Annotated in this window: 33 protein-coding genes; 13 read left to right on the top strand and 20 right to left on the bottom strand. The window is 33.8% G+C overall.

The annotated features are described in order from the left end of the window. Nucleotides 1-263 precede the first annotated feature (263 nt). Complete coding sequence (locus tag ACX5JI_RS19875; RefSeq protein ID WP_459502765.1) at nucleotides 264-398, bottom strand: hypothetical protein; 135 nt, start codon at nucleotides 396-398, stop codon at nucleotides 264-266. A 322-nt stretch (nucleotides 399-720) separates the two neighbouring features. On the opposite strand from ACX5JI_RS19875, the gene ACX5JI_RS19870 reads away from it, so the two are divergent. The 6 genes from ACX5JI_RS19870 to ACX5JI_RS19845 all read left to right on the top strand — a co-directional run bounded on the left by ACX5JI_RS19870 (nucleotide 721) and on the right by ACX5JI_RS19845 (nucleotide 7139). Continuing rightward, nucleotides 721-1449: an ATP synthase subunit B family protein gene (locus ACX5JI_RS19870; RefSeq protein WP_459502764.1), complete on the top strand. Its 729-nt coding sequence runs from the start codon at nucleotides 721-723 to the stop codon at nucleotides 1447-1449. An 869-nt stretch (nucleotides 1450-2318) separates the two neighbouring features. Beyond that, nucleotides 2319-3518: an LL-diaminopimelate aminotransferase gene (locus tag ACX5JI_RS19865; RefSeq protein ID WP_459502763.1), complete on the top strand. Its 1200-nt coding sequence runs from the start codon at nucleotides 2319-2321 to the stop codon at nucleotides 3516-3518. Between the two features lie 72 nt (nucleotides 3519-3590). After that, nucleotides 3591-3998, top strand: a complete 408-nt coding sequence (locus ACX5JI_RS19860) for a 3-hydroxyacyl-ACP dehydratase FabZ family protein (RefSeq protein WP_459502762.1) — start codon at nucleotides 3591-3593, stop codon at nucleotides 3996-3998. Nucleotides 3999-4041: 43 nt separating this feature from the next. Then, nucleotides 4042-4863 carry a type II pantothenate kinase gene (gene coaW, locus ACX5JI_RS19855; RefSeq protein WP_459502761.1) on the top strand — a complete coding sequence of 274 codons (822 nt, stop codon included), beginning with the start codon at nucleotides 4042-4044 and terminating at the stop codon, nucleotides 4861-4863. After that, on the top strand, nucleotides 4817-5353 hold the full coding sequence (locus tag ACX5JI_RS19850; protein ID WP_459502760.1) for a DUF6584 family protein: 537 nt from the start codon (nucleotides 4817-4819) through the stop codon (nucleotides 5351-5353). The genes coaW and ACX5JI_RS19850 overlap by 47 nt, the downstream gene beginning before the upstream one ends. A 700-nt stretch (nucleotides 5354-6053) precedes the next feature. Next, a complete protein-coding gene (locus tag ACX5JI_RS19845) occupies nucleotides 6054-7139 on the top strand; it encodes a coiled-coil domain-containing protein (RefSeq protein ID WP_459502759.1) in 1086 nt (361 codons plus the stop codon). Between the two features lie 128 nt (nucleotides 7140-7267). Here the strand turns inward: ACX5JI_RS19845 and ACX5JI_RS19840 are convergent, their stop codons facing one another. The 4 genes from ACX5JI_RS19840 to ACX5JI_RS19825 form a co-directional block, all read right to left on the bottom strand. Then, nucleotides 7268-7573, bottom strand: a complete 306-nt coding sequence (locus ACX5JI_RS19840) for a hypothetical protein (protein ID WP_459502758.1) — start codon at nucleotides 7571-7573, stop codon at nucleotides 7268-7270. A 64-nt stretch (nucleotides 7574-7637) separates the two neighbouring features. After that, nucleotides 7638-9977, bottom strand: a complete 2340-nt coding sequence (gene helD / locus ACX5JI_RS19835) for an RNA polymerase recycling motor HelD (RefSeq protein WP_459502757.1) — start codon at nucleotides 9975-9977, stop codon at nucleotides 7638-7640. Nucleotides 9978-10188: 211 nt separating this feature from the next. Then, the gene (locus tag ACX5JI_RS19830; RefSeq protein WP_459502756.1) at nucleotides 10189-10695 is read right to left on the bottom strand and encodes a 2'-5' RNA ligase family protein; all 507 of its coding nucleotides are present in this window, start codon (nucleotides 10693-10695) and stop codon (nucleotides 10189-10191) included. Nucleotides 10696-10758: 63 nt separating this feature from the next. Continuing rightward, the gene (locus tag ACX5JI_RS19825; protein WP_459502755.1) at nucleotides 10759-11250 is read right to left on the bottom strand and encodes a DinB family protein; all 492 of its coding nucleotides are present in this window, start codon (nucleotides 11248-11250) and stop codon (nucleotides 10759-10761) included. 491 nt (nucleotides 11251-11741) lie between these two features. Here ACX5JI_RS19825 and ACX5JI_RS19820 point away from each other — a divergent pair, with 491 nt between their 5' ends. From ACX5JI_RS19820 to ACX5JI_RS19800, 5 genes are read left to right on the top strand one after another with little or no spacing between them, the layout of a single operon-like run. After that, nucleotides 11742-11882: a YrzI family small protein gene (locus ACX5JI_RS19820; protein WP_459502754.1), complete on the top strand. Its 141-nt coding sequence runs from the start codon at nucleotides 11742-11744 to the stop codon at nucleotides 11880-11882. 27 nt (nucleotides 11883-11909) lie between these two features. Beyond that, nucleotides 11910-12053 (top strand): YrzI family small protein, encoded by a 144-nt coding sequence (locus ACX5JI_RS19815; protein ID WP_459502753.1) that lies wholly within the window; start codon nucleotides 11910-11912, stop codon nucleotides 12051-12053. Between the two features lie 30 nt (nucleotides 12054-12083). Continuing rightward, the gene (locus tag ACX5JI_RS19810) at nucleotides 12084-12227 is read left to right on the top strand and encodes a YrzI family small protein (protein WP_459502752.1); all 144 of its coding nucleotides are present in this window, start codon (nucleotides 12084-12086) and stop codon (nucleotides 12225-12227) included. A gap of 28 nt (nucleotides 12228-12255) precedes the next feature. Further along, on the top strand, nucleotides 12256-12396 hold the full coding sequence (locus tag ACX5JI_RS19805) for a YrzI family small protein (protein WP_459502751.1): 141 nt from the start codon (nucleotides 12256-12258) through the stop codon (nucleotides 12394-12396). Between the two features lie 27 nt (nucleotides 12397-12423). Further along, nucleotides 12424-12564 (top strand): YrzI family small protein, encoded by a 141-nt coding sequence (locus ACX5JI_RS19800; protein WP_459502750.1) that lies wholly within the window; start codon nucleotides 12424-12426, stop codon nucleotides 12562-12564. Nucleotides 12565-12824: 260 nt separating this feature from the next. Here ACX5JI_RS19800 and ACX5JI_RS19795 read toward each other — a convergent pair whose 3' ends face one another. After that, a complete protein-coding gene (locus ACX5JI_RS19795) occupies nucleotides 12825-13910 on the bottom strand; it encodes an AI-2E family transporter (protein WP_459502749.1) in 1086 nt (361 codons plus the stop codon). Nucleotides 13911-14059: 149 nt separating this feature from the next. Between ACX5JI_RS19795 and ACX5JI_RS19790 the strand changes: the two genes are divergently transcribed. After that, complete coding sequence (locus ACX5JI_RS19790) at nucleotides 14060-14887, top strand: HNH endonuclease (RefSeq protein WP_459502748.1); 828 nt, start codon at nucleotides 14060-14062, stop codon at nucleotides 14885-14887. Nucleotides 14888-15112: 225 nt separating this feature from the next. Here ACX5JI_RS19790 and ACX5JI_RS19785 read toward each other — a convergent pair whose 3' ends face one another. The 6 genes from ACX5JI_RS19785 to ACX5JI_RS19760 form a co-directional block, all read right to left on the bottom strand. Beyond that, a complete protein-coding gene (locus tag ACX5JI_RS19785) occupies nucleotides 15113-15205 on the bottom strand; it encodes a putative holin-like toxin (protein WP_001289320.1) in 93 nt (30 codons plus the stop codon). A 143-nt stretch (nucleotides 15206-15348) separates the two neighbouring features. Further along, nucleotides 15349-16404, bottom strand: coding sequence for a hypothetical protein (locus tag ACX5JI_RS19780; RefSeq protein ID WP_459502747.1), 1056 nt, complete (start codon nucleotides 16402-16404; stop codon nucleotides 15349-15351). A gap of 14 nt (nucleotides 16405-16418) precedes the next feature. Beyond that, nucleotides 16419-16892 carry a tetratricopeptide repeat protein gene (locus ACX5JI_RS19775; protein WP_459502746.1) on the bottom strand — a complete coding sequence of 158 codons (474 nt, stop codon included), beginning with the start codon at nucleotides 16890-16892 and terminating at the stop codon, nucleotides 16419-16421. Beyond that, a complete protein-coding gene (locus tag ACX5JI_RS19770) occupies nucleotides 16876-17139 on the bottom strand; it encodes an HAD family hydrolase (RefSeq protein ID WP_459502768.1) in 264 nt (87 codons plus the stop codon). Before ACX5JI_RS19770 ends, ACX5JI_RS19775 begins: the two co-directional genes overlap by 17 nt. 16 nt (nucleotides 17140-17155) lie before the next feature. Then, on the bottom strand, nucleotides 17156-17869 hold the full coding sequence (locus tag ACX5JI_RS19765) for a phosphopantothenoylcysteine decarboxylase domain-containing protein (protein WP_459502745.1): 714 nt from the start codon (nucleotides 17867-17869) through the stop codon (nucleotides 17156-17158). Between the two features lie 3 nt (nucleotides 17870-17872). Beyond that, nucleotides 17873-18679, bottom strand: a complete 807-nt coding sequence (locus ACX5JI_RS19760; protein WP_459502744.1) for an AAC(3) family N-acetyltransferase — start codon at nucleotides 18677-18679, stop codon at nucleotides 17873-17875. A 278-nt stretch (nucleotides 18680-18957) separates the two neighbouring features. On the opposite strand from ACX5JI_RS19760, the gene ACX5JI_RS19755 reads away from it, so the two are divergent. Further along, complete coding sequence (locus ACX5JI_RS19755; protein ID WP_459502743.1) at nucleotides 18958-19416, top strand: hypothetical protein; 459 nt, start codon at nucleotides 18958-18960, stop codon at nucleotides 19414-19416. Between the two features lie 634 nt (nucleotides 19417-20050). Here ACX5JI_RS19755 and ACX5JI_RS19750 read toward each other — a convergent pair. The 8 genes from ACX5JI_RS19750 to ACX5JI_RS19715 all read right to left on the bottom strand — a co-directional run bounded on the left by ACX5JI_RS19750 (nucleotide 20051) and on the right by ACX5JI_RS19715 (nucleotide 26807). Further along, on the bottom strand, nucleotides 20051-21265 hold the full coding sequence (locus ACX5JI_RS19750; RefSeq protein ID WP_459502742.1) for a GNAT family N-acetyltransferase: 1215 nt from the start codon (nucleotides 21263-21265) through the stop codon (nucleotides 20051-20053). Between the two features lie 129 nt (nucleotides 21266-21394). Further along, the gene (locus ACX5JI_RS19745; protein ID WP_459502741.1) at nucleotides 21395-21796 is read right to left on the bottom strand and encodes a GNAT family N-acetyltransferase; all 402 of its coding nucleotides are present in this window, start codon (nucleotides 21794-21796) and stop codon (nucleotides 21395-21397) included. A gap of 144 nt (nucleotides 21797-21940) precedes the next feature. Then, entirely contained in the window at nucleotides 21941-22669 is a 729-nt protein-coding gene (locus tag ACX5JI_RS19740) for a histidine phosphatase family protein (protein WP_459502740.1), read from the bottom strand. A gap of 273 nt (nucleotides 22670-22942) precedes the next feature. Beyond that, nucleotides 22943-23881: a DMT family transporter gene (locus ACX5JI_RS19735; protein WP_459502739.1), complete on the bottom strand. Its 939-nt coding sequence runs from the start codon at nucleotides 23879-23881 to the stop codon at nucleotides 22943-22945. Nucleotides 23882-24021: 140 nt separating this feature from the next. Then, a complete protein-coding gene (locus ACX5JI_RS19730) occupies nucleotides 24022-24966 on the bottom strand; it encodes an alpha/beta hydrolase (protein WP_459502738.1) in 945 nt (314 codons plus the stop codon). Nucleotides 24967-24990: 24 nt separating this feature from the next. Continuing rightward, nucleotides 24991-25491 (bottom strand): GNAT family N-acetyltransferase, encoded by a 501-nt coding sequence (locus ACX5JI_RS19725; protein ID WP_459502737.1) that lies wholly within the window; start codon nucleotides 25489-25491, stop codon nucleotides 24991-24993. Between the two features lie 59 nt (nucleotides 25492-25550). After that, nucleotides 25551-26090, bottom strand: a complete 540-nt coding sequence (locus tag ACX5JI_RS19720; RefSeq protein WP_459502736.1) for a GNAT family N-acetyltransferase — start codon at nucleotides 26088-26090, stop codon at nucleotides 25551-25553. Nucleotides 26091-26105: 15 nt separating this feature from the next. Then, entirely contained in the window at nucleotides 26106-26807 is a 702-nt protein-coding gene (locus ACX5JI_RS19715) for a nucleotidyltransferase domain-containing protein (RefSeq protein WP_459502735.1), read from the bottom strand. Between the last annotated feature and the right edge of the window lie 187 nt (nucleotides 26808-26994).

The raw sequence follows: 26994 nt of genomic DNA, 5'->3' as shown, positions 1-26994 counted from the left end.
AGTAAAAAATAGACACATATTAGGGGTATTTGGTTTGCATTCTAATTGGCCTAAAATCTCTGGCATTTAATCAATTATAGCTCTAAAAAACATTTGACTAATCGTAAGAAAGACACCTTCAACTGGGTAAGGTGTCTTTTTCATTTTGTCCCCTTACTTCACAATTACCAACAAGTCTCGTTCCATGCTGAGCTACGTTCTCTTCTCCTTTCCTCTTTTGGAGAACCAGCCGAGCAGTTAGTTTTTGCTAGCTGTTCTTTTATTTATCCCATGTAATACCTTTGCGCTTTTACCTTTTTCCATTTTTCAGTATCAAAAATCTGTTCTCCCTTACACTTTCGTCTATAGCAATTAGTAACCAATTCTACTTTTACAAACTCTTTATCAAACCTTTTCATCCACTCTGCCCCTCACTGATCCCTTCTTTGATGTATTACTCTAATAAATTCATATCCATTCTCCTTTTCTACAAAATGAAATTTTTATTTAAATGTGTTTTCACATTTGTGTGAACTAAACATATATTTATATAGACATGCATTGCACATGCCTTTTTGGTTTTAATACTCATATGAATTTACAACAAAGAATTTTTAGGATAAGCATCATAGTATACTAGAACAAAAAATATTTTATCCATTTCTAAAAGGAGGTGTTTTTATTAATACAACTTTAATTTCCCATTTTTACAATGAAGAATATCTACTCCCATGGTGGTTAATGCACCACACAAAACTATTTAATCACGGTATTCTTATTAATCGAGGATCTACTGATCGTTCAGTAGAAATGTGTAGATTATTTGCACCTCATTGGGAAATCCGAGATTCAAAAGTATTAGAGTTTGATGCCTTATTAGTTGATCAAGAAGTAATGGAAATAGAAAAAGAAATTACAGGGTGGAAAATGGTTTTAAATACCACTGAATTTCTTTGCTGTTTTGATAAGGAAGGCTTTTTCTCTTCTCTTGCTATTTTAGAGAAAAACATGTATTCCATTAGGACTATTCTGATGGTCGATGAACCTACTCACGGTTATACCAATCCGAGATACGGAATTCCCCTTGTTAAACAGCGTTATCATGGGATTATAATTCCCCCTACTCCCCCAGCCCCTTACTACGGTGGTAGATTCATCCACAATTATTCGCAAGGTAACTATTCGGCAGGGCGACATTGGTCACTTCATCCATTTATCGTTTACATGTATCCTGCTTTCATTTTAAAATTCTTTTACAGCCCATGGAATACAGCTATGAAAAATCGAAAATTACAAATTGGTCCTACTCTTTCTGAACATAGTATCCAGCATGGCTTAGGTACTCATCACCTAGCAACACTAGATGAATTAGAAAAAAAATATATATCCTTCGCAACCTCAACTATTGATCTTCGATTAATCCCGGAATATCAAGTTTTATTTCCAGATTTATGTTTTCCTAACTATTAATACAGCTAAAAAGAACATCTTACAACTTTCCATACAGCTCTTGCTTTTTAATAAGGACCACTCCTTACTAGTTACGATAGGTAAGACTTTGAAGTTATCTCCATCTTATCCTCGCTTAACACTGTACGTGCGACTTTCATCGCATACAGCGTCCCATCTTATCCTTTTATACTAAAGCAACTAGATTACAAACTTTACGGAGTTTGTTTATTTTCTTCAATTGTTTATCGTTCAATTGAAGTATTCTCGTATATTTTCTAATCGTCTCTTCATTTGTAGCGTATATCAGTCTGTGGACAAATTTATGTACAATAATTAGGGTATTAAACTCGGCAGTTCCTCCCATATCTCTCGGTAGCTTGTGATGGCAGCGTGCATCATTAGCTAGTAAACAAATTCTGGTGACAGCGCATTTACCATTTTTGCATGGAATATCTCGATAATTTGTTATCGGTATACTCCATGCTCTTCCCTTTACTGGATGATAGCAACATTTTTGGTATTTCATTAGCAATGTTACCTTTTGATCTTTTACGGAGCATATCAATTGAAAATTCATTTATTTTGCCGCAAACTCTCCTGGTTGCGAAAGTTCTTTCATAACGGTTCATTCATAGCCACTTCCAAACAGAACTTCTAAGTTCTCTTTTATTAAATGAATATGCCAATTTGATACCCAATTGGAGTTTCTTTCACCGTAAAACATCTCTTCGTCATATGGTAGTAGTCATATTCCTAGTCCTCCCCGCTTTTTCTTTTTACACAACTGTATTTTGAATTCTTGTCCAAAAGTGATAAAATATAATTATGTGTTTTCAGAATAATAAAAGAATAAATGAAAACACAGGTGTTTTTAGGAGGGGTTTTTGATGAATTACACATTAGCGACTAGAATGAAAGCATTCCAATCTTCTATCTTTAGTGAATTAGCAGCCTATAAAAAAGAAAAAATCACAGCAGGTTATAAAATGATTGATTTAAGTATTGGTAATCCGGATATGCCTCCTGCTGATATTGTAAGAGAAGCTATGATACATACAGCAAGCGGAAAAGAAAATTACGGTTATACGTTAACAGGTATTCAAGAATTTCATGAATCGGTAACTGAATATTACGATAACACTCACAACGTTACACTGGACCCTAACAATGAAGTTTTATTATTGATGGGTTCCCAAGATGGACTCGTCCACTTACCTATGGTTTTTGCAAATCCAGGTGATCTTATTTTAGTTCCTGATCCTGGATATACAGCATATGAAACGGGTATTCAAATGGCAGGTGCAAAACCTTACTTTATGCCTTTAAAGAAAGAAAATGATTTTTTACCTAATTTACAAGACATTCCTGAGGAAATTGCTACACAAGCAAAAATGATGATCTTAAACTTCCCTGGAAACCCAGTTCCAGCAATGGCACATGAAGGTTTCTTCAAGGATGTCATCCACTTTGCAAAACAGCACAATATCATTGTGGTACACGATTTCGCCTATGCAGAATTTTATTACGATGGTAAGAAACCAATCAGTTTCTTATCTGTTCCTGGCGCTAAAGAAGTTGGTGTTGAAATTAATTCTCTATCCAAAAGCTATAGCTTAGCTGGTAGCCGTATCGGTTATATGATTGGAAATAAGGAGATTGTAGGTGCACTAGCGCAATTTAAATCGAATACAGATTACGGCGTATTTTTACCAATTCAAAAGGCAGCATCCGTTGCCTTACGCCAAGGTGCCGACTTCTGTGCCAAAAATCGCACCATCTATCAAGAACGAAGAGATACTTTAGTTGATGGCTTTGCTTCTTTTGGATGGCATGTTGAGAAACCAGCTGGCAGTATGTTCATATGGGCTGAAATACCAAACGGCTGGACTTCATTACAATTTGCTTACGCATTAATGGATCGCGCGCATGTTGTTGTAACTCCTGGTCATGCTTTTGGACCACATGGTGAAGGTTTTGTGCGCATTGCGCTTGTTCAAGACAAAGAAGTGTTACAACAAGTTGTTGAGAACATTAAAGATAGCGGCATTTTCTCGACCGAAAAAGCAGATACATTAGTCAGAAATTAATCACAACTCCCCTGCTTCCTTTTTAGCAGGGGCTATTATTTTTTCATTTAAGGATTACGACTGGAGGAACATATGAATATTACAACTATTAACGATACACTCCCACATCGCTACCCGTTTTTAATGATTGATAGAATCACAGAAATTGAAAACGAAAAATCTGTAAAAGGATACAAATTCATCACAAGTAACGAATGGTTTATAAATGAGAATCAAAACAGTATGCCCCACGTGTTAATTGTAGAGGCACTTGCACAGCTTGGAGCGTTCGTGGGGACAAGTGATTCTAGTAGACTCGGTTTTCTCTCTTCATTAGACGGGGTAACATTTACTGGAACTGCTATGCCTGGCGACAAGCTAGATTTGCAATATGAAGTTTTGCGAAACAAACGTGGATTTATTCTTGGAAAAGGGATTGCTTCTGTAAATGGTGAACCAATTGTTATAGTTGAAAAATTATTAGTTTATATTGCTAATTAAACTTTTTCATTATTACAACGACACAATGATAAGGAGTACAAAGATGAAGAGCGCTGTCGGTATTGATGCTGGAGGAACACTAACAAAAATTGCTTATTTTAATCAAGACAATGAATTACATTTCGAAAAATTTTACTCTCATGAACAACATAAAATTAAAGAGTTGTTACATAACAATAAAGATATAAAGAGACTATCTATAACTGGCGGGAAAGCTGATTCATTACATACATTATTTTCAGGAATATACCAAATAGAATCCCTCGCCGAATTTGAAGCTACTCTTGGAGGTGTTCATTATCTCATTGAGAAAGAACAACATTCCGTACATAACTTTATTTTAACAAATATCGGTACAGGAACATCCATTCATTATGTCTATGACAAACATTATATTCGCGCTGGAGGAACAGGGATTGGCGGAGGAACTATCATGGGATTATCAAAACTATTAACGAACATCGATCGTTTTGAAGAAGTAATTCAGCACACAAAGCTAGGTGCTAGGCAGACTCTTGATATAACAGTTGGAGATATTTATAACGGAATGCTCTCCCCTATTGATAGTCATTTAACAGCTAGTAATTTTGGGAAAGCTGTTAATAATGAAAGTGAGTATAGCAAATCTGACTTACTCGCCACTCTTCAAGGCCTTGTTGGTGAAGTAGTCACTGCATTAAGCCTTCAATTTGCAGACGCAAAAGCCATAGATGATATTGTTTATATTGGATCTACACTTTCAAACAATAAACAACTGCAAAATATTATAGGTAATTATACAGTGTATCAAAATAAAAAACCTATCTTCTTGCAAGATCATGGCTTTAGTGGGGCTATTGGAGCTTTATTACATATCACAAAATGAAAAGGAGGCTTATGTGAAAGAAAAGACATTAATTAAAATTGAAAAAGATATTGAAAATCATGACTTAGGAAAAGCGAGAGAACGACTTCACGGTTTAATTCAAGCTTATCCCGATGATCTTTCCCTTCGCAAAAAATTAGGCGATATTTATTTCCGGTTACAATATCCAACAATGGCCGGACGATATTGGTATCTCGAAGAAAATAAAACACCTGAGATGCTTCAAGCATGTCGGCAATTTGAAAAATCTCTAGGCAATAATCATAATGAAATTATAAAAACTTTAAAATTCAAAGGTGATTCTGCAACAATTCATAATCTTTCCTTTACATATACTAGCCCTACTCAAGGTCGTGTAGCGGAACAAATTGTCCGAATCCCAGAAGAAACGTGGAAAGATAAACTCGTTCCTATTGGTTGTATTTCTACTTTACTAATAATTCTTGTGTGTGCCTGTATTGGAGTATATACAATATTCAATTGGTTTTAACGAATACCAAACTTAAAAATATAGGAGAATACATATTATGACTAGCATATGTATTCTTCTTTTATTCAATTAAAGTACCCTTTTCTGGAACAATAACATTCTTTTGTAGTGACTTTTCATCTACCTTATCTTGCTAATGTTTTATTCTTCATAACGCTCCCCTTTGTAAGTCACGCATTCATTTCACTCCCCCTCTCTTTACTATATAAATCCAATTTGATTTTCTAACAGATACATGATGGTTATGAAGAACAGACAGAGACCTTCACTCATTTTCTCCTTCTGTTTTCACATGGGATGGGGCTAAAAAAGCACTGACCGCTTCTATCCATGGCCGGATCCTCTCATCCATCTAAAAAGAATGGGTTGATGTTCGTTTTTTAATTTGGATTTATATATAAATCACATGAAAGTTCTATTATTATTTAGACAACCATTCACTCCAAGATGATTAAGATTTGTTAATTTTTAATAGCTAAAGAGAATACTTTAGTCTATAAATCATTACACTCGCTTTATAAATCGCGATAATTTTTTTATTAATCTTAAAATAACAACTTTTTATATCTCTATCCACTTCAATCGCAAATACTTTCTCCAAACATTCTCTATAGTATATACTGATATCGTAATATGTATTTTCACCTGAACTTTTATACATAACAATTCATTACTTAGGAAAGAAAAGAGGTACAAACTAGTGAGTACAAAAAAAACAGTAGCAATATCCACACTCGCTTTAGCAATGCTAACAGGGGCTAATACGATTCATGCTCAAACCAATGAATCTACTACACAAAATGTTGAAGACAAATTAGCGGAAATCAAGCAAGCTCGGCAACATGCTGAAGAAAAAGTAGCTGAAATTAAACAACATGCTGAAGAAAAATCTGCAGAAATCAAGCAAGCTCGGCAACATGCTGAGGAAAAAGCAGCGGAGATTAAACAACGTGCTGAAGAGAGATCTGCGGAAATCAAGCAGGCTCAGCAACATGCTGAAGAAAAGGTAGCTCAAATTAAACAACATGCTGAAGAAAAGTCTGCGGAAATCAAGCAGGCTCAGCAACATGCTGAAGAAAAAGTAGCTGAAATTAAACAGAACAAGCAACACGCTGAAGAAAAAATAGCGGAAATCAAACAGAACAAGCAACACGCTGAAGAAAAAATAGCGGAAATTAAGCAACACGCTGAAGAAAAAGCAGCGGAAATCAAGCAAACGCAGCAACATGTTGAAGAAAAAGTAGCTGAAATCAAACAGATTAAGCAAAATGCCGAAAACAAAGTAGCTGAAATCAAGCAAAACAAGCAACATGCTAAAGAGAAAGTAGCTGAATTAACACAAATTAAACAAGATATAGATGCTACATTAACAGAATTGGCACAGTCTAAACAAAAAATAAAAGATAAATTATTTGAATTAGCACAGATCAAACAAAATATAGAAAATAAATTGGCTGAATTAAAACGTGACAAACAAACGATAACAGAAGATAAATTAGCTGAATTACAACAGACAAAGCAAAATATAGAAACCAAAATAGCTGAACTGAAACAGACCGAACAAAATATAGAAAACAAAATAGCTGAACTCCAGCAAACGAAACAAAACATAGAAGACAAAGCAACTGAGTTACAGCATAACAAACCAATTGCAAAAGATAACAATGATGCTAAAGAACTTCCTAGAGCCGGTGGTGTAAACTCTGATACGATGCCTCTAGGGTTGTTGTCCATTTTAGGTGGCATTCTATTAATCGTACGGAACAAAATCAAAATGTACTTATAAAAAAAGCTATTCATTCAAGTCTTAATAAGAGTAGTATATAGTCCAGTAAAATCATGCACTCTTTCCTGAACGATAGAAACTTTATTTTCACATCAAAAAAAGCTGGTTTTATGCCAGCTTTTTTTGAACTATAACTCTATATAACCGTTTTCTCCACCAAGATATTTAAAACGAGTTACCCCAAACTCCTGCACTATATATTTTCTCATCGCTTCAAATTCTTCACCAAAAATAAGAATAGGATTTTTTGAAAATGAAATCACTGTTTCTCCATCATACATTCTAGCTGTTATTATTTCTTTATCCAAGTAGAACAATATACGTATTCCTGTATAATAATATTCGTAATACCCTTCTTCATCTTGTTCACCCTTATCTTCAAAAGGAATACATTCTATTTTATAAGTTTTCCCATTACTATTTATTAACCCCATATAATCTACTCCTTTAAAGCAAACTTAGGTAACTTAACATGTAACAACCTCTTTTATTCTACTTCTACATGTTCTTATAACAATACGTTTCCGAAGAAACCGACTGTAAAAATGTATTCATCTCCCCTACAGAGTAAATGTATAACTCATGCATCGCACGTGTACAAGCAGTATAAAATAATTTCCGTTCACTTTCTTTATTATATTTTTTCTTTGATGCATCATAAATGATAACCGCATCAAATTCTACTCCTTTTGATAAATACGATGGGATAATTAAAACACCTGTATCAAACGAACTCGTTTCTTTCTTAATGAGCCGAACTTGTAATGATGTTTGCAGTGCCAGATAAGCTTCTTCACTTTCTTCTGCTGTTTTACAAATAACCGCAATTGTGTTGTGACCATCTTGTTGCAACTGTTTGATTTGATTTACAATCTGTTGGTGATGTGATGTTCCCTCTTTCACTTCCACGATAACTGGTTTTGCCCCTTCACGCTGAAACGGTTCAATGTCATGTCCCTCTATAATTAACTGCTTCGTAAATTCAATAATTTGTTTTGTAGAGCGATAACTACGTGTAAGAACAATTCTTTCACTCATCTCTTCTCCGTACAACTCACTTAATTGTGAAAATTTACTTTCTGATGCATATTCATAAATGTTCTGATTAAAATCACCTAGTATTGTCATTTTTGTATGAGGGAATATTCGCTTCAAAAATGCATATTGAAATGCAGAATAGTCTTGTGCTTCATCAATAAATATATGCTGCACAGATGTATTTCTTTGCAGTTCTTCTATTTGATCCTTCATATATAAATACGGTGTTGCATCTTCATATGACATATAAAAACCTTGTATTTTTTCTATTGTTTCTGTACATATTTCATTCCACTTTTGCGGTAAGTTATTTTCTCCTCCAAATTGCGGATTTTTAAATAACTGCATATAAAGCGCTTGTGTATGAATAAACTGTAACTTTTTCACACGTCTTCGGAGTGGTTTAAACTGTTCTTTCACAACGAGAGCTGCTAACATATTTTGTTCACGTTCAAAATCATCAAACGTTCCATCGGAATATTCTTGTTTTTGCTGTAATTTCCGGTGAACTTTTTCGTATGTTTCTTTATCTAGTAGCTGTACTTCTTCTTCCACCCAAAGTTTTTTTCTCTCTAGTTTCTCTTGTTCTTTCAGCTCTTTTAGTAGCCATTCCGAAATGATTTTTATTCGATTTGGAATCCGTATTGAAGAATCAAATTCATAAAATTTTTCTTTTATTTGTTCTTTAGAAATTAATACGTCTCCTCTAAATTTAATATCTTTAAATAACATACCTTCTCGCTTTAAATGAGATACATACTGATCCACTACTTCAATAAAATCAGAACTTGCTTTATATTTAATCCCTTCTAATCGCGCTTCATAATTGTTGTCTTCCACTCTTGTCAATACATATTCCATTTGTGTAAATGGATCTTCTACTTCAAATTTCTTATCGATATGACGCTCTAAGTATTCTTGGAATGTCGTTTGTTTCATATTGTCTTCACCAAGTTCTGGTAGTACTGTGGAAACATAACTATTAAACATCGAATTGGGAGAAAAAAGAACAATTTGATCAGCATGTAATGTCTTTCGATAACGATATAATAAGTATGCAACGCGCTGAAGTGCTGCCGATGTTTTTCCACTTCCCGCAGCTCCTTGCACAACAAGTAAACGACTTTTTTCATCCCGGATAATTTGATTTTGTTCCTTTTGAATCGTTGAAACAATACTTTTCATTTGTAGATTCGCGTTATTTCCTAATACTTCTTGCAGTAATTGATCACCAATCGTAACACCCGTATCAAACATACTTACAATTTGACCGTTCCGAATCACATATTGTCTTTTTAATGTCATTTCACCTGAAATTGTCTCCTGAGGTGCCACATATTCTGCTCTTCCTACAGAATAATCGTAATACAAGCTTGATATAGGAGCTCGCCAGTCATATACAAGAAACTGTTCTGTATGTTCATCATAAAACGAGTGAATGCCGAGATAAATCGCGTCCTCTTGCTTTTCACCGTCTTCTAAAAAGTCTACCCTTCCAAAGTAAGGTGATTGCTGTAATCTTTTTAACCCCTTTAGTTGATTGTATGCATGGCGATGACTTTGCTCCCGTTCAGCTAATAACTCTGCTTGTTGTTTAATGCTCGCTGCCGTTTCAATAGCTTCTTCTGTATTATCAACATTCACTGTTACATCGTCCCAAAAATGTTTTCGAACTTGAACAACATCTTTCATTGCTGCACTTTTATATTGCTCTAATGTATCAATATGTTTTTCAATCTTTCCAACCACTTCTTTCACACGATGTTGTTCCTGTTTCCATTCTTGACTTGTTTTCTCCATATCGCCACTCCCTATCAACTGATTGTTCTCATGCTCATCGTTTGATGCAATAAAAAATTCAATAAAAAGTTTGACAAACGAGTAATTGTTTTGCTATAATTAAATTGGATAATTATTGACTTTTGATAAAAATAAACAATGAGCGTTTTTCCATTTTAACACATATATATGAAAAATCAATAAAAAGGAGATACAAATTTGTATCTCCTTTTTATTTTGGAAGCTCTACTTCAAATTCTATTAGCGATTCCCCAGCTTCTCCAATCCGTTCCACACTCACTTTTTCAACTACGCATCGCAAGCGCGTGCTTAATTTTGGCATCTTCTCTACAATTTCTATTGCCTGTTTTTCATTTTCTTTCCGCCCAACTGTAACATGCGGTATATACAATATATCACTTCGTAAAAATTCTGCTAAAAGTCCCTTGTATAACTTATCATGTAACTCTCTTACTTGTTCCTTCCCCTTTTCAATACGTAAAAACAAATACTCACCCTCATAACTTATACAATCACTAAACTCAATTTCTACCGGATGAATCCCTTGTACTGTTTGAGTTATATATGCTCTTAATTCATCATTAGAAATTATACTTTCAAAAGGAAATACAAGTGTTATATGCGGCTGAATAAAACGAAATAAAGGATCATGCTGTTTTCTAATTGCTTCAATTTCATCCATAGGAATACCCTGCAGAAAAAGTAAAATGGTACGCATCCCTAATCTCCCCCTCCACCTAAATAAAAACTGTAACCCTATGAAACTGCCCGAAAAACTTCTTTATAAAACCGTTATATTTTCTATACGTAACCTTAAGTTCTTTTCATTCAAACCACTTTGACAAAAATCAAACTTCTTTCCTTTTAATAATTTCGTACGATCTACCACTTGTCCTACATGATAACTTGTATGCTCCACTAAATGAAACAAGTTATGCATATCTATATAAGTATTTTCATTACAAGCTTTCACATACTCTTGTTTCCATTCATCAAATGTTCCTTGTACAGTTTTACATAACACTCCGGGACTCAAATGCATAATCGGAAAATATTCTTCAATCCCATTTTCAAAATGTATATTTGGATTTGAATAACGGCTACTATTCCTTTTTATATACTCACAAACATGTAATATGATACCACCAATTGAATTTGCTGAATCCTCTTGCTTCCATAATTCTTCTGTATGTAAATGTCCAATTGTTTTCAGTAGTTTAGGCAAATAATGATCATACATTCTGTGATAGACAATCTTATAAAATAGATCCATCTTTATCCCCCCATTATGCCACTCATCTTTTTTTCAATTAATCTATGCGAAAAACCTCATCTCTGTAATCATTCATAGCATCACATTCAATCCCCCCTAACTAATACGCCAACTCATCAACACATCCTTTCGAAATATACACATTTTAATCAAAATTAAAAATTTTCATTTTTTATGTTTACAATTATCCATTAATTGTATATACTTACTAACGTAAGAAAAAAATTCTAAAAGGAGGTCGAAGGAAATGATGAAATTACAATTACATGTTGCACCTGTTTTCGTTTTACAATTCAATATGAATTCGACCACCCTAATGGAGAATTGAAAATCGTCCGGTATTTTCTTTAATTAACAAATTCGCCACAGGAGGTCGTATACTACTGTGGCTTTTTCATGCCCTGCCACAGTAGCATTGTATCCTTCTGTGGCTTTTTTGTGCGATTTTTTAGTCTCTGACATCAATTTTCTAAAAAAGGAGCGATTATCCCATGACTTTTCACGTATTGTTTTTCAGTATTACAATCCAGCGTAAACAATTATCTGAAGTAGAAATGCTGCACGATCAACACATTCAACAGACGATGAATGCCGTAAAGGAGCGTCAAATCCCTTATAGTAGTCACCTGTAATTCCTTTACGAAAGGAGGAATTCATTTATGACTTTTCATATTTTCTTTTTTACGATTACGCTTCAGAAAAAATCTTTATCTGAAACTGAAATTTTACGTAAACAACAAGTGAAAAAGATTATTGACGAAGTAAAAGATCGTAAGAGTTCTTATTACAATCACATGTATTAAAAAATAATTTTTAAAAGGAGTTATCATCTTATGAAATTCAAAGTATTCTTTTTAACCATTACCATTCACAAACATCAATTTTCTGAGACTGAAATTTCACATGAACAACAAGTTCAGAAAATGATAGAGGAAACAAAAGAGCGTCAAATTGCTTATTACAATCACATGTACTAAAAACTTATACAAAAGGAGCTATCACCTTATGAAATTCAAAGTATTCTTTTTAACCATTACGATTCAAAAAAACAAATTTTCCGAGCTCGAAATGTTACACGGACAACACATTCAAAACGCTATGAATGAAGTGAAAGAACGTCAACTTCCTTATTGTAGCCATTTATAATTCCTTTATGAAAGGAGGAATTCACTTATGAAATTTCATGTTTTCTTTTTAACGATCACCATTCAAAAGAAGCGATTATCTGACGCTGAAATTGCGCAAGAACAACAATCTGAAAAGATTATGGAAGAAATCCGGGATCGTAGAAGTGAGTATTATACGCATCTATAATGATGCAACCTAAATATAATGAGAGGAGCGGATTAAAATGTTAATGGTACGTTGTAAAGAAATGATTTGGATTATAGAGAGGGATTCTACGTAGACTGCATCATATGTTAAAAGCATATTTCCTCTAAATAAATATAAAAAAGTTACACAATAACAGCACACATCCCCCTTCACAAATTTTAAAGATGTGTGTTGTTTTTCTATTAAAACAGAAAGGCACACCACTAAAAAGTGATGCACCTTACGCAAAACCTATTTCTTTATTTTCGCTTACTTCGTTTCGTTTTAAATAATCTAACCAAGTTCGAAACAACTGTTTTTGTCACAGCATACGCAGGTACCGCTAAAATCATTCCTATAATTCCAGCAAAATTCCCTACACCAAGAATTAACACAATGATTGTTAATGGGTGGATATTTAACTTTGAACTCATAATACGTGGTGAAATAATGTTACTTTCAAATTGCTGTACAATGGTTACAATGAGAATTACCCATAACGCCTGAACTGGAGAGACAAATAATCCAACGATAACAGCTGGAGCTGCTCCGATAAATGGCCCTAAGTTCGGAATAATATTCGTAAATGCCGCTATGATTCCCAGAACAAAAGCATACGGCAAATCAATAATAATATACCCAACAAATGTAAATGCACCGACGAACAAGCAAACAAGCGCTTGCCCTTGAATATACGCAGATAACGTTTCGTTCGTTTCCTTTATAATACGAAGTCCTTCTTCACGGTACGATTCTGGTAAAAAACTAACAGCTTTTCCTGGAAATGCATGTCCATCTTTAAACATATAAAACAAAATAAACGGTACTGTAAAAATGACTAATGCAACGTTCGTAATAATGCCAAATAAAGCCGTTGCACTCGACGTTACTGTATTTGGTATATCTTTTAAATACTCCATTATGTTCTTTTCAATTGTTTCAATTGATACATAGTTTTGTGTAGCTAACCATTCAAACAACTTATGATGCGATAATTCTTGTATGTATATTTTTCCTTCTTTAATATATGTTGGCATATTTTTCACTAAATCCATTAGCTGCTGTGAAACTGTTGGAACAACTACGCCAATCGAAACAGCAGTTAGGCTAATAATAAAAACATATAGTAACAATATCGCTAAATTTCTAGGAACTTTCTTCCCTTCTAAAAATACGAGCACCGGATTAAATATAAAGTATAAAAACAAAGCGATTAAAATAGGGAAAAATAAAGTTGAAATAAATATGCCAATAGGTTGAAATAAAAATGATATTTTTGTGCAAATCAATATAATTCCTACAACCATTAGCACTTCCAATGTCCAAAAGTGCACTTTCGATTTCAAAAAAACAGCCTCCTTTAAATTAGCACTTCTTTTTATTGTATCAAATCATTCACGAATTTTACACGATATTTTTATCTTCAATGTTCCAAAACGCGAATAAATACACTACAATGAAACTAGATACAAATTTGCAGGTAAAGGTGATAAATATGAAACAATGCATCATATGCAGAAAAGAAACGAAAGAATTTAGTGAACAACATGTGATTCCGGAGATTTTATGTGGATATTATTTCACAAATTCAATTTGTGATACTTGTTATGAACATCTCACAACAAACGTTGATCGACCATTAATCCGTCATAAGCTGATTCAGTACAAAATCGAACAAATGAAACAACAAATTGATTCTCCTCTTTATACAAATGAATATGGTCAAGAATTAGCAGCGGCGGAAACGGAAGAAGTTGCAGTAAACGACGAAGTATACTATTCTAATGAGCTCATTATGAAACTATGTAAAAAACACGATATTTCGCTACATAATGAAATTTGGAAAGAAGAACGCGTAACAAAAGTAGCGAGCTCCATTCAACGTGAATTACTTTTAGATAACCGTAAATATAAAATGAGCATCTTAAAAATGGCTTATACATTCGCAGCCCATACAATTGACGGTTATCTTCATGATTCAGATGCAATTGATATTTCTACTATTATATCTAATGTTGACTTTATCGAACTAAAAGAACGAAATATTGTTCGTGATTTGAGTAAAAGTTCATTGTGGAATACCCTTAATACAACGAGTGATAACCACTACTTTATTTTATTAAGCGATAAAGATGGTCTATTCTGCTTCATCCGTTTATTCGATATCTTTGATGTCGTTGTCCATCTTTCTCAAAAAAATTATCAACTTCCTTCTCCAATTGTTGGAGTGAACAATGTAGAAACACAAGAATTCTATATTGAGAATTTAAAAGAATATATGGATGGGTTATTTAAACAAAAGAGTCCGAAAACTCATATTTAGCTACAAACTAGAACGTACGGTCTCCTTTCTTAATAAAAAGGCACTATGTTATAATGAGCATGAAAAGAACAATACAATCATATAAAATAATGATAAATTGTATATAAAAAAGACTAGTGTGCGGCTACACACTAGTCCCCGTAACTTAGCAGATTGGATTGTTCATTTATCCTATTTGTTTCTTACAAACGAGACAACCCACATTCTATTGGCGTAGGTGGGTTGTTATTTTTTGAGCTTGTCAATTAAGACAACAACAAACGTTAACAGTGCAACGAGAAATAATCCGCCTTGCAACAATAACGCAATTTCACTCATTCATTATCACCTCCCTTCAAGCCCTGGAGAAGTGATAATTGAACAACCAACCTTACCATAAGTTACCTCTTCATTTTACCATGATTTTTAATAGTTTACGATAAAAACCGGTAGGCCTCTGGCTTACCGGTTTTACTAATTTGCTACTCTTTCCCTATTTTTTCAACAACCGCCCCATAAAAATTCCGCTCATCGTCCACATTGACATGCACACGGTTCACTGTTTTAGAAAATCCATACAATAACTGTGCTGTTAAAGGTTTCTTTAATTTTATTTCAAATGTAGCTGGTTCCTTTATAAACTCCATTACCGTTGCTTCAAATACTTTTTTTCCTTCTTCCTTAGTTAATGCTTCACCTTTATAATGCGTAATCTCTTCTATTTGAGTAAATGGGATAATGATTTTCTTTCCAAATCCAACTTGGACGATTATTTCTGTTTCCGTCATCATATATGGATTCGTACGAATTGCTTGAATCTCCGCTAAAAAATATAAAATTCCATATATATTTAAAACGAGTAAAATCCAAGCAACCACTTCATTCCACTGATGAAGTAAATAATGAAATCCAATCGATTCAATTACTGTCGCGTGAATCAGCATAATATAAAATGGGATTGCTCCGGTCTTTTTATGATACGAAAAAACATATTGGCTTTCTGGCATCTTTGTACGCCAAGAAAATAAAGCGTAATAAAGTAATTTACATTCCGAAACAATTACATCTACTACAGTATTTCTTTTCAATGTAGTCTCAAACGCTTTATCAATCGCAAAAGAGAATGATGGGTATTCATTCTTATATTGTTTATAACATCGTATAATTTCCGGCAAGGCGCTAGCAATCTTATATAGAATAAATACCTCTAAACCGATAAACGCAATTTCCCCTGCAACTACAATATAAGAAACAAACGAAAACGACTGGAAATAGTCGCTTGGAATAATGAACCTTGCGGCAAGGTATCCTGCAATTATAACCGGGAATATATAGGTTAATGAATAATGTTTCCGTATGATAAGGAAATACGTAACAACTGGAATGACAATTAGAAAATCTAATAAAGACCCTAATACCATTTCCTTCGGTACAGCGGGTACAATTGGAAGTGCATATGCAAGATAATTTGATAATACAATTAGACCGATAACAACAATTCCTATCCCTTTTCTTTTACGTGAAATAGATTCACTCATTCAATCCCGCCTTTTTATTTAAAAATCTCATTCAGATGATCTTTATACAGCAAAATAGCTTTGTCATACTCTTTTACACTTTCTAGTTTTACAACCGTTTCAATCAATAGTTTCATCGCTTCTTCGTATTCGTTGACATTATATTTCGCCATGGAAAGAAATACTTTCATCGTATCATTGTCTGGAAACTGTTTGAGTCCAGCTTCTAATGTAACGATCGCTTTTTCATATTCACCAATACTGCGATATGTACTTCCAAGTCCAATATATGCGCCGCACAATGATTCTCCTGTAAGTCCATTAGCAATTGCTTTTTCATAGTATGGCGCAGCCTCCGTTTCAAATCCCATTACATCATGTATACAAGCACACTCATACAGAACTTCTGGACTTTGAGTGAAGTTTGCTAATCCAATGAGTATGTCCTTTGCTTGCGCATATTTCTTTTCATGCCGAAACTTAATCGCCTGTTCAAGTAACTGTTTCACTTGCATCGCTCCTTATTTGTTCCAGAATAGATGCTACACCGTTATCATTATTGCTAGCTGTTATATAATATGCCAATTCTTTTAACTCTGAAATTGCATTTTCCATCGCAATTGGATAGCAACATTCTTTGAATAAACCGATATCATTCCAATCATCACCAAATGCCATTACTTGTTTGGCACTGATTTCATGCTTTTGACACCAATTTAGAACGGCATTTTCTTTTGAAACGTTAAAGTTCATGATTTGGAACCTCTCCCGTTTATAAACGGCTCAAACTTCCCTCTTCGACACGATTACATAACGCTTCTAACTTACTTACAACCTCTTTTGCCGTTGCTTCTTTTCCTTCGCATAACGAAACACTCCCATCTTCTCCAATCACATGATGAATAGCTGCATGCGAATATAATGAATGAGGAGAGTTAGCTATCATAAGATTTGCTTTCGCCTGTCCCATTCTTTCATTTGCACGCCTGATTAGCTCTCCCTCATTCATAGCGCTTTCAAGTTTAAATCCAACTAAAACTGTTTCCGGATCCCATTGTTTAATTTGTTTTAATATTTTCGGCGCTTTTTGAAAATGAATAATTGGCGCGATATCACTTGAAATTTTGCCATTCATATCAAGCACATTGCCTTCTTGGTCACAGATTTTTTCCACAAGCCAATCTGACCCCGCCGCAGCCATAATAACGGCATCGATTTTCTCATGTATAATCATACTTTTCATTTTATCTTGTAAATCAATAATACCTTCAAATGGGTGCAATTCTAATTGCGTATTTGTAGCATTCGGCTTTTCAGCGAAATAACCATGTAAATATATAACATACGCTCCTTTTTTCATTGCTTCTTCAGCAAGCATTCTTCCAATTGTACCTTTTGCTAAATTTGTATGGCCGCGCACTTGATCCCATTTTTCTAAACATCCACCACTCGTAATTAAAATCTTTTTCCCCTTCATGATGACCATCCCTTACTTGTTTTTTGAAAGAAACCACTGTACACCAAAGTCAACAACTTCTCGTTGTTTCATCAATCTACACGTTGCATTTCCAACTTTACCGGATGCTACAGCTCCTGCACGATCAAATTTCTCCCCAATTTCAACAAACACTTCAGATTCATAGTCCATTTCGTCAAATTCTTTCCATACTCTCGCGCCATTTTCTATAATAGGTGCTCCAACTTTCACTAATTCCCGTGCCCCTGTACGGATTTCAGATAAATGAATGGAAGTGTTCGAGTCATAGCCGGCACCTATCAATAATACATAACCGTCTAAATCATATATTTTCTTTAGTGGAGAATGTTCCCCAAGACTAAATGAAAGCGAATGCTCTTTTATAATAGCCTCTGCATTTCTCCCCCAAGCAGCAAAGCTATTTAATGGATGATTACTGCGTTTTACATTTGGATAGGTACGGAAACATTCTACAACTTGCCCCATTGCACGTGTTGGGGTTACATCTGGATTAAATGCAGGAACATTGTCTCGAATAATTTGCCACCAACTTTCTGGAACAGGAGGTCTCGCCCAGTTTTTCGGATCTGATAAATCCGACGTTTGTGTTGGCATAATGATTGTACCCTCTTCAGTAATGACGTTCATTAAAGCTTCAACTACAGCGACAGCTCCGCCAGACACCCAACCGATTGAACTTAATGAAGAATGGACGATTACTGTCATTCCTTTTTTAAGTCCTAAGCTTTTCAAATCATTTGTTATCGTTTCTATTGTATTTGGTAATTTTGTTTCTGTTACTATGTCGTTTAGTTTCATGATTACTCCCCCATTAAGTTCTCTCTCAACACTTCTAAACTATCAAATTGAATTTTAGCTCTCATTCAACATATTATCATATTTTTCTTAATCTTTAATTCAAATAACAAAGAGAACTCCTAAAAAATTCTGTTATTACTAACATTATAGACTATTCTTCTTCCATGCCCTCTATTTTCTGATCCGATAGTATTAGAAAATCACATTACAAACAGGAAAATAAAAGGTAATTTATAGTATAATTGAATAAATAAAATCAAGGCTACGAGGTGGCTAGAATGAAAAAACTCATATTAAGTTTTTGGGTATTGGGGATTATCGGATTAAGCGGCTGTACTCTATTTGCAAGCGATTATGAAAGTTATTGGGTTCTAGAAAAGTCTAGATATCATGAAGGCGACTTTGGGCCAACTAATCTGTATGAAAAAGCACAAGAAGATCCAACACTTGTTCATTACTCGTTAGAAAGAATTAGCGAAGGAAAAATGATGATATTTTTAGCATTTGGCGAAAAATATCAAAATGATAAAATTATAGTAAAAGAAGTAAGAGATGAAAAAGATAAATCCGTTATTGTATTACATATGGAAGACGATAAAGGTACAGATAAAAATCCTGTTATGTATATCGGCGTGAATAAACTAAGAGACTCTGTAAAGATTGTAAATGAGAACGGTAAAAAGATTTTTGAGATCAAGCAAAATGAAGGAGTAACATCACAACAAGACAAAAAATAACAATAGTATCTCTAACTAAAAAATGATCTCTTCAAAGATTACTGTTGGTTTGAAGCAAAATTGAACTGTTTATAAAAAAGTCGCACCGTTTTAAAAAAGTTTAACCATTTATAAAAATGATGAACTGAAATCTATCTGTTATTTCGATTTTTTTCTTATTGAGCTAACAGAGAAGAGTAATTAATAAATCAAGGTAACTGTGGTATTGTTGTGATATTAGTTTAAAAACAAGGAGCTGTTAAAATGACATATCAGTTCGTTTTAACATTTATTGTTACTTTTGTATTTATAGGAGTTATCGGCTTTATAGTTAATACCTACTTGTTTAAAGGAAAAAGAAACAAGGAAAAAGGATTTGTCATCTATCTTGTTCAAAGTTTTATAATCGCAGTTCTTCTTACTTGGTTTCTCTAGAGTTTAATCAATTAACAGGTGCTGTAATTGAACAATCAACACAAAAAACGATTAAACTTTTATAAAAAAGTAATTTGTTAGACTATTTTAAGAGTCTGTTTTAATCAATCTTTTTCAAAACAGGCTCTTTCTTTTTGTTCGTTTATCAAGGACATTTGCATTAATTTGAATAAACTCTGTTCTAAAACAACAATTACATTGAAGAGATCATTTTTCACTTTTAAAAGTAATCAAAAAAGCATGGAGGTGAATCAGGAATCAATTCCTCAAGCACTTCTATCATTGCAGGATTTCCTTTTATCCTTCCAATATCGCATAAAAATGTAGGACTTTTATAACTTAATAACATAGTTGTTAATGTTTGGATCGTTAAGGACATTCCCTCCATACTATTTGGTTCTTTTTCATATGTTATATGTAATTGTTTATCACAATCCCACTCTAATGAAAAGGTCCCTTTATTCCACTCCAACATTGGATCGTCTATATGTAAAATTATCTTTTCATTTTTTACACGTTTAAATGGATATTGTTTCAGAAAACCAACTACATCGACAATTCTTCCCATATAATAAGGTGCGATTGTTTGCTTTATTTCACTATCTTCAAGTAAAAAAGCAACTGGTTCATGAACGCACGTCTTTCCTTTCACATAATATACCATCGAAAAGTGAGCACTAATAAAATTCCATAATCCCCTTCTCGCTTCCTCATTTAAATAAATCATTTCTTCTATATAAAACTTTTCTTCAAGAACACGATAAAATAAATATCCATGTGGAATATCTTCATCTGTATAATAAATTGCCAATTGCAAATCAATTGTTTCCTCACGAAATCGTTCTTCCCATGCAATTGTATTTCGGACCATTGCCCCATTTGTTTTTCTGGCAAACTCATCATAAATTTTTTCTTTTTCTTTACTTTTTAATCCTACTCTTCGCACGCGCCCGCTAATGTTACCACGATACTTAGGAAGCTGTGTATCTTTAATTTGATATTCAATGATATCAGAAATAATTTCCCACCCTTTTTTTCGATAATAAGGGATTGAATAAGGGAATAAATAAGAAATATATTGTCCATTTTCTCTCATCGTTGTTAAACTTTCTTTCATCAACGCATTCATCAATCCATGCCCTGCATACTCTGGATACGTACCAACTCCAGTGACACCTCCCATCTCATAGATCACACCATGAATATTCACTTGAAAAGGAAGAACAACAATTTGAGAAATTAATTTATCATGATCAAACCAACCTAAAGCAGTCCCTGGCTTTAATTGATGACTTTTCTTTTGTACCATTTTTTCTTCATCATTAATCATTTTTTTCGAAACTTGAAACACGTATTTCATCAAATTTGAAAACTGCTCTACTTCACTTTCCTTAATCGGTCTCATAACTAAACCTTTATAGTATCTCTTATTCATTCCTATTTTCTCCTTTTTCATACAAACTAAAATATATCCTTACTTTTATCATCTAGTTAGTATATACAAAAGTTAATGAAAACAAGCATATCGTATCATAAAGACTGCGCTTTCCCATTATCACGTCTATTATTTCACCCAATAACAGCGAAACCGTTCTACGCCTGGATACTTCTCTCCTAAATTTATAACAGTAAAGCCAAACTTTTTATAAAAATCTACCGCTTCACAATCCGTCTCTGCTTCTATATAAATTAATCCGTGAATATCAATCACATTCTTTATCATTTCAAAGGCAATTCCTTTATAACGACTATTCGGCGAAACTGCTATATGGCATATTCTCGCTGTATTTTCCTTAATAAGTTCAATACCTATACAACCATGTTCTAGATATGTATATAACGTTGCATTTTCATTCTCGTCATAAAACTGTATTGCTTTTTGTAAACTTACCTTCTGAGGACCAACTGCATATTTTAACAATGAAACAATCTTTTCTTCAGTAACACTTTGTACTAGTCTTACCATGTATTTTTCTCCTTTACAATATCTATCATAGATTACATATTTTTCAAATGAATGAAACCTTCACACTATAAAGCCCAAAGAAAAAGACGTCCTTATCTTCATAAGAAATCCGTCTTTTTTCATTCTATCACTCTATATAAACTGTTACGATTTTACAATATCGCTACCTGTTTCTGCATAGCTCATATCGCCAACAGATTCGACTTTATATTCCCCGTCTTTATAGAGAATTTTAGTTACACTTGCATTTTCTACTCCCATTTTTGTTTTACTACTATCAAGCATTTCTACTAATGCAGTAATCATCAGTCCATGAGATACGACTAAAACGTTACCTCCTCCATTTTTGGCAGCGGCTTCACTAATTTTATCGATTTCTTTTTTGATACGAGCTGAAAATACTTCCCAATTTTCAGCTTGTTTCGTAGTGTCTGTTTCTGCAATAAAATTCGTAATTTCTTTAATAGAGAACTTCATTAATTCAGTTGCTGCTTGAACACCAGCAGTATCTTGAATAGCCTTCCACATGTTTTCAATCTTATCGCCTTCAAAAATTCCAAAATTCAATTCACGTAAATCTTTCCTTTGTTCAGGTTTTAAGTGTAATTGTCCGCTATACTTTACTACTAAGTTAGCAGTTTCAATTGCACGGCCACTATCACTACTATACGCATCGACAAAAGGAATATCTTGTAATCCATTCCCTAACCCCTTTGCTATTTCAACTCCCTTCTCGACTAATGGAGAATCAGCCCAGCCTTGTACACGTTTATTAGTGTTTAATATTGTTTTTCCATGTCTAGTAATATATAAAGTAACTACATTACCCTTATTTTCATCTAATACATTCATATCATTTTCTATCTTATTCATACATTCCTCTCCCTTTTGCATAATCCATCTGTTTTAAAATCGCTACTCTTTACCAAAACATAACAAATACTTTAAGAAAAAACAATTCATCCCCCCTTCACTTCGTTTAGAGGAGAGAATTTTCTTGGTTTAAATAATAAATATTTGCTACTTCATTTAATTTATATGCAATTTGAATTTACATCAATTCATGTTAGTATAAATCCGCAAAAAAGAATAGATCCTCATAATCATGAATCCATTCTTTTCATACTAATTTCTATTCTTCACTTTTTACGCTATTATCTTTTCTTCCTTCTTCACCACAACCGCTACATAACTATGTAAAATCATCCCTACTACAACAAGACTCATTCCAATCCAAGATACAGAAGATGGGATTGGAGCCGATAACCATATGAGCTCTCCTAATAATGCAAATAAAACCTCACCTGATTGCGTTGCTTCTACAGTAGCTAATTTTTGCGGGTCATCTTTTACAAGGTCAGTTGCAAAGAAAAATAATACAGTAGCAATTAAACCAGAACTAATAGCTACGATAAAGCACTGAAAAACTTGGTCACTTGATGGTAATCCTTTTGTAGAAACTTCATACCCTGATAATAAAAACCAAAATGGTAAACTTGCGAGTGTCATGCCAAGAACTCGTTGGAAGACATCTAATTCCCCTTTACATACTTGCATCATTTTTCGATTTCCAAGTGGATAAGCAAACGCTGCTACTATTACGGGAACTACGCATAAAACGGTTTCACGAATTCCTAAAGAAGAAGCATGTTCGATTTGCATAAGAAGAACACCTGCTAATATAACCGCAGACATCATCAATTCTTTCATTGGAATTTTTTTATGTAATGCATTTGTTGCGAATAATGGAGTTACTAAAATTCCTGCTATAATCGTAATTTGCCACGTTGAGGCCACGAGCCATCCTGGCCCAAACGCACCTGCGAAACTAAGTGGTGCGTAAAAGAGACCGAAGCCAACAATACTCCATAATAACCACTCTTTCGGATTACTTTTCATATGTTGAAAGAGTTGCTTTAAGTTCCCTCTATACATGACAATCATGACAAGTAAAGGAACCATAAAGTAATACCGCAGTGATGCACTCCAAATCCAGCTTCCACCTTGTAAGTCCATGGCTCGGTTTAAAATAAATGTAAAGGCAAAGAAAAATGATGCCAATACCCCCGCTGCAATTGCTTTCATCTCAAAACCCCTTATACCGTTTTTCCTCTACTATATAACAGAATATCATTGATTTGAAATAAAATCCGAAAATTTCATACTAAAAATAATGTTTTTATACGTGTATTTCTTGTCGATACAATTTTCGTAATATAAATCTTTCATTGCAATTCCCCCATCCAATCCTGTATCTTTTCATTGATCTCATTTGCCTTTTCATGATGAATATAATGACTTGTACTTGGAAATATAATTTGCTTTGTTTGTGAAGATATTTTTGACAGTTCATTCTGCGTTTTCTCCCAATTTTCATAGCCATTATTTGTTGCGGAAAATTGTAATATTGGCAAGGTGCCTACATTACAATTTTCTATTATCTTTTTACCATTTTTACTCATCCATTCTAATTCTTCTTTCATATTTCGATTATTTGTGTTTGTAAGAGCCATCGAAACTTTAAGTGTTTGTAATTCCTTTGGTAAATTAGGAATATCTACAAACACATGATCCATAATTCCAAACAAAGATAACGTACGCAATATTCCAATATTTTTAGCTATATTCATTGCGTACCAACCAACTTTCATACCTATACCCATTTCGAAATGCTGTGCGTATTCGGGACTAATTCCATCGATAAAAACTAATCCAACAATTTCGTCTTGGTATAGTTGTGCATATCGAATACTTTCTAACGCTCCCATTGAATGCCCTACTAATATGAAGGGAGGTTTTTCACCAGATTCTATTAATAATGAATGTAATTCGCTTACAACTGTATCAATATCCCTGCTTCTATCTGTTTGTTCACTATATCCGTATCCAGGTCGTTCATACACAACGACTCTATTTTCTTTCTCTAGTTTATTATATAAGGGGTAAAAGTCCGCATACGGTGTAGTCGTACCACTCCCTGCTGTCATAACTATCGTTGGTTTATCTTCACGTTTTCCTGTTGTGAAAATGTGCATATCATGATTGTTAATTTCAATTATCTCACCAGGTACTTTCGTATCGTTATTTACACAAACAGCTTGGTACAGTACGCTAGCAATGAAAACCATTAACGCGATCAACAATACAATACGCTTCTTGCTTTTAAACATTAGCTACTCCTTCTTAGTATACTTTTAGAGAAATAAAACCATTAATTCGTCATCACGATATATACCGTTCATTTTTAAAGCATTTTTTTCTATACCATACGCTGTAAAGCCCATTGATTGATACAGCTTCTTTGCTTCTTCATTATCTGCAACAACCCCTAAATTAATTTGTTCTATTTTTAATTCTCTTGCTTGTTCAATTAACGCCTGAATTAAACCTTTTGCCAAACCTTTCCCTCTACTTTGATGATCTACATACATCGCAACAAGATGTCCTTTATGTTTATAGGCTGCTTTTTGCTCTGTCAGTAACGTTACTACACCTAACAGTTGATTTTCATCATTAAAAGCTCCAAATGTGTAACTCGTTTTTGAATTCAAATTTCGAGCAACTTCTTCAACAGGATTTTCTTTTTGCATCGCTTCTTCATAAGTTGTCACAAATGCCTCTGGATTTACTCGTAGTGCTTGTAAGCGTAAATCCCAATATGGTACTGCCTCTAAGTCTGATAAAATTCGAATCATTTTTATGCATCCCCTTTATCATTCGGTTTCTAAAATTATTTCTTGTTTACATAATAATATTATATGTTTATAATTTCGTATTCTTCTTTCAACATACTAAAACGGTACCGATCAATATATCCCCCTTCTCGTAATCTATCCTTTCTCATGATTCCTTCATAAACGAATCCGGCCTTCTCATAACTTTTTATTGCTTGCTTGTTATCTACATCAACACGGAGCCACACCTTTTCTAAACCAAACTCATAGAATCCAATTTGTAACATACTATGTAGTGCCGCAAGACCATATCCGCGTCCCCAATATTCTTTATTTCCAATCGCAATTCCTAGTTCAGCATTTTTATTCGTTTTATCAAAGTTTTTTAAATCAACCCACCCAATATGCACACCATCCTCAGCAATGATAGCTCGTTGTTCATATCCATTCTCCCTATGTATACACATTCCAATCCATCTTTTTGTCTCATCACGTGTAAAAGGTGGATATTGATCAGGTACAACTAAATGTTTTGTTACTTCTGTATCTAATGACCATTGATATCGGTCTTCTACATCTTCTAATAAAAGTTCTCTTAATCTAACAGCTGGTACATTCATTTTTCAATCTCCTTTTTACTTTCCTACAGAAAACCCTTCAAACAACCTTCCTCCATATTTCTCCAACGTTCTTTCTATAAAATGAATAAGCTTTATCTTCTCTCCAGTTCTATAAAAGTGATCGAAAGCTTCAACAAACTCTTCTGCAAATAGCTCATCATATTTTCTTAACACTCTAATAAACCACTTAGAATTTCCAACCCATTGTCCATTTACTCTAAGGACATATTCATGAACTAAATCAGCTAAAAGATTTGCAATAAACAATTCTTCTTCCCGCTTTGTCGCACCAATAAAATCATCTAATGCATCTGTTAAAAAGTAACGTTTTTGTCTAGCCATTTCTTCTGTCCACTTTTCAGGGCCTTCATCTAATAATTGCTGTGCTTCCTGCTTTAAGCCCGCTATGATGTGCGCTGTTCCTGTTAAAACAATCCCCTCTGAAACTAATTGTGGCAAAGTAGGTTTGCCGCGCTTGCAGTCACTTTTAAAATAGTCTTTATATGTTTTAAAATTATGTACAAACACTTCAACTGGCCAGCCATTACTAAAAAAAGATTCCCGATAACAATTAGATAGACTACCATCAAATATTACAATATCAAGATCAGATGTCTTAGTCGCTTCGCCTCTTGCAACACTTCCTCCTAATAAAGCGACATCACAATTTGGAAATTGAGATTCAATAATTTTTTGTGCAGCATCAATGGCCTTCATGCTGTTCTCCTTCTTTCATTGCTTTAAGTTTGCAAAACTGACACCAAATAATGGTTCTTTCACCCATGTTTTTTGTATACTGTACGATTTTGTCACCTCTTTTTTATTTCTTCTTGCCTTATAGAAGCATATACGGTATTGGTATTATTCGACATTATTTCATATTTTCCTATTTCTTTTTCAATAC

The sequence above is a fragment of the Bacillus sp. C1 genome (genome assembly GCF_054570475.1).
The sequence above is the reverse complement of the archived record's forward strand: the minus strand, read 5'-3'. Positions and strand labels throughout refer to the sequence as shown.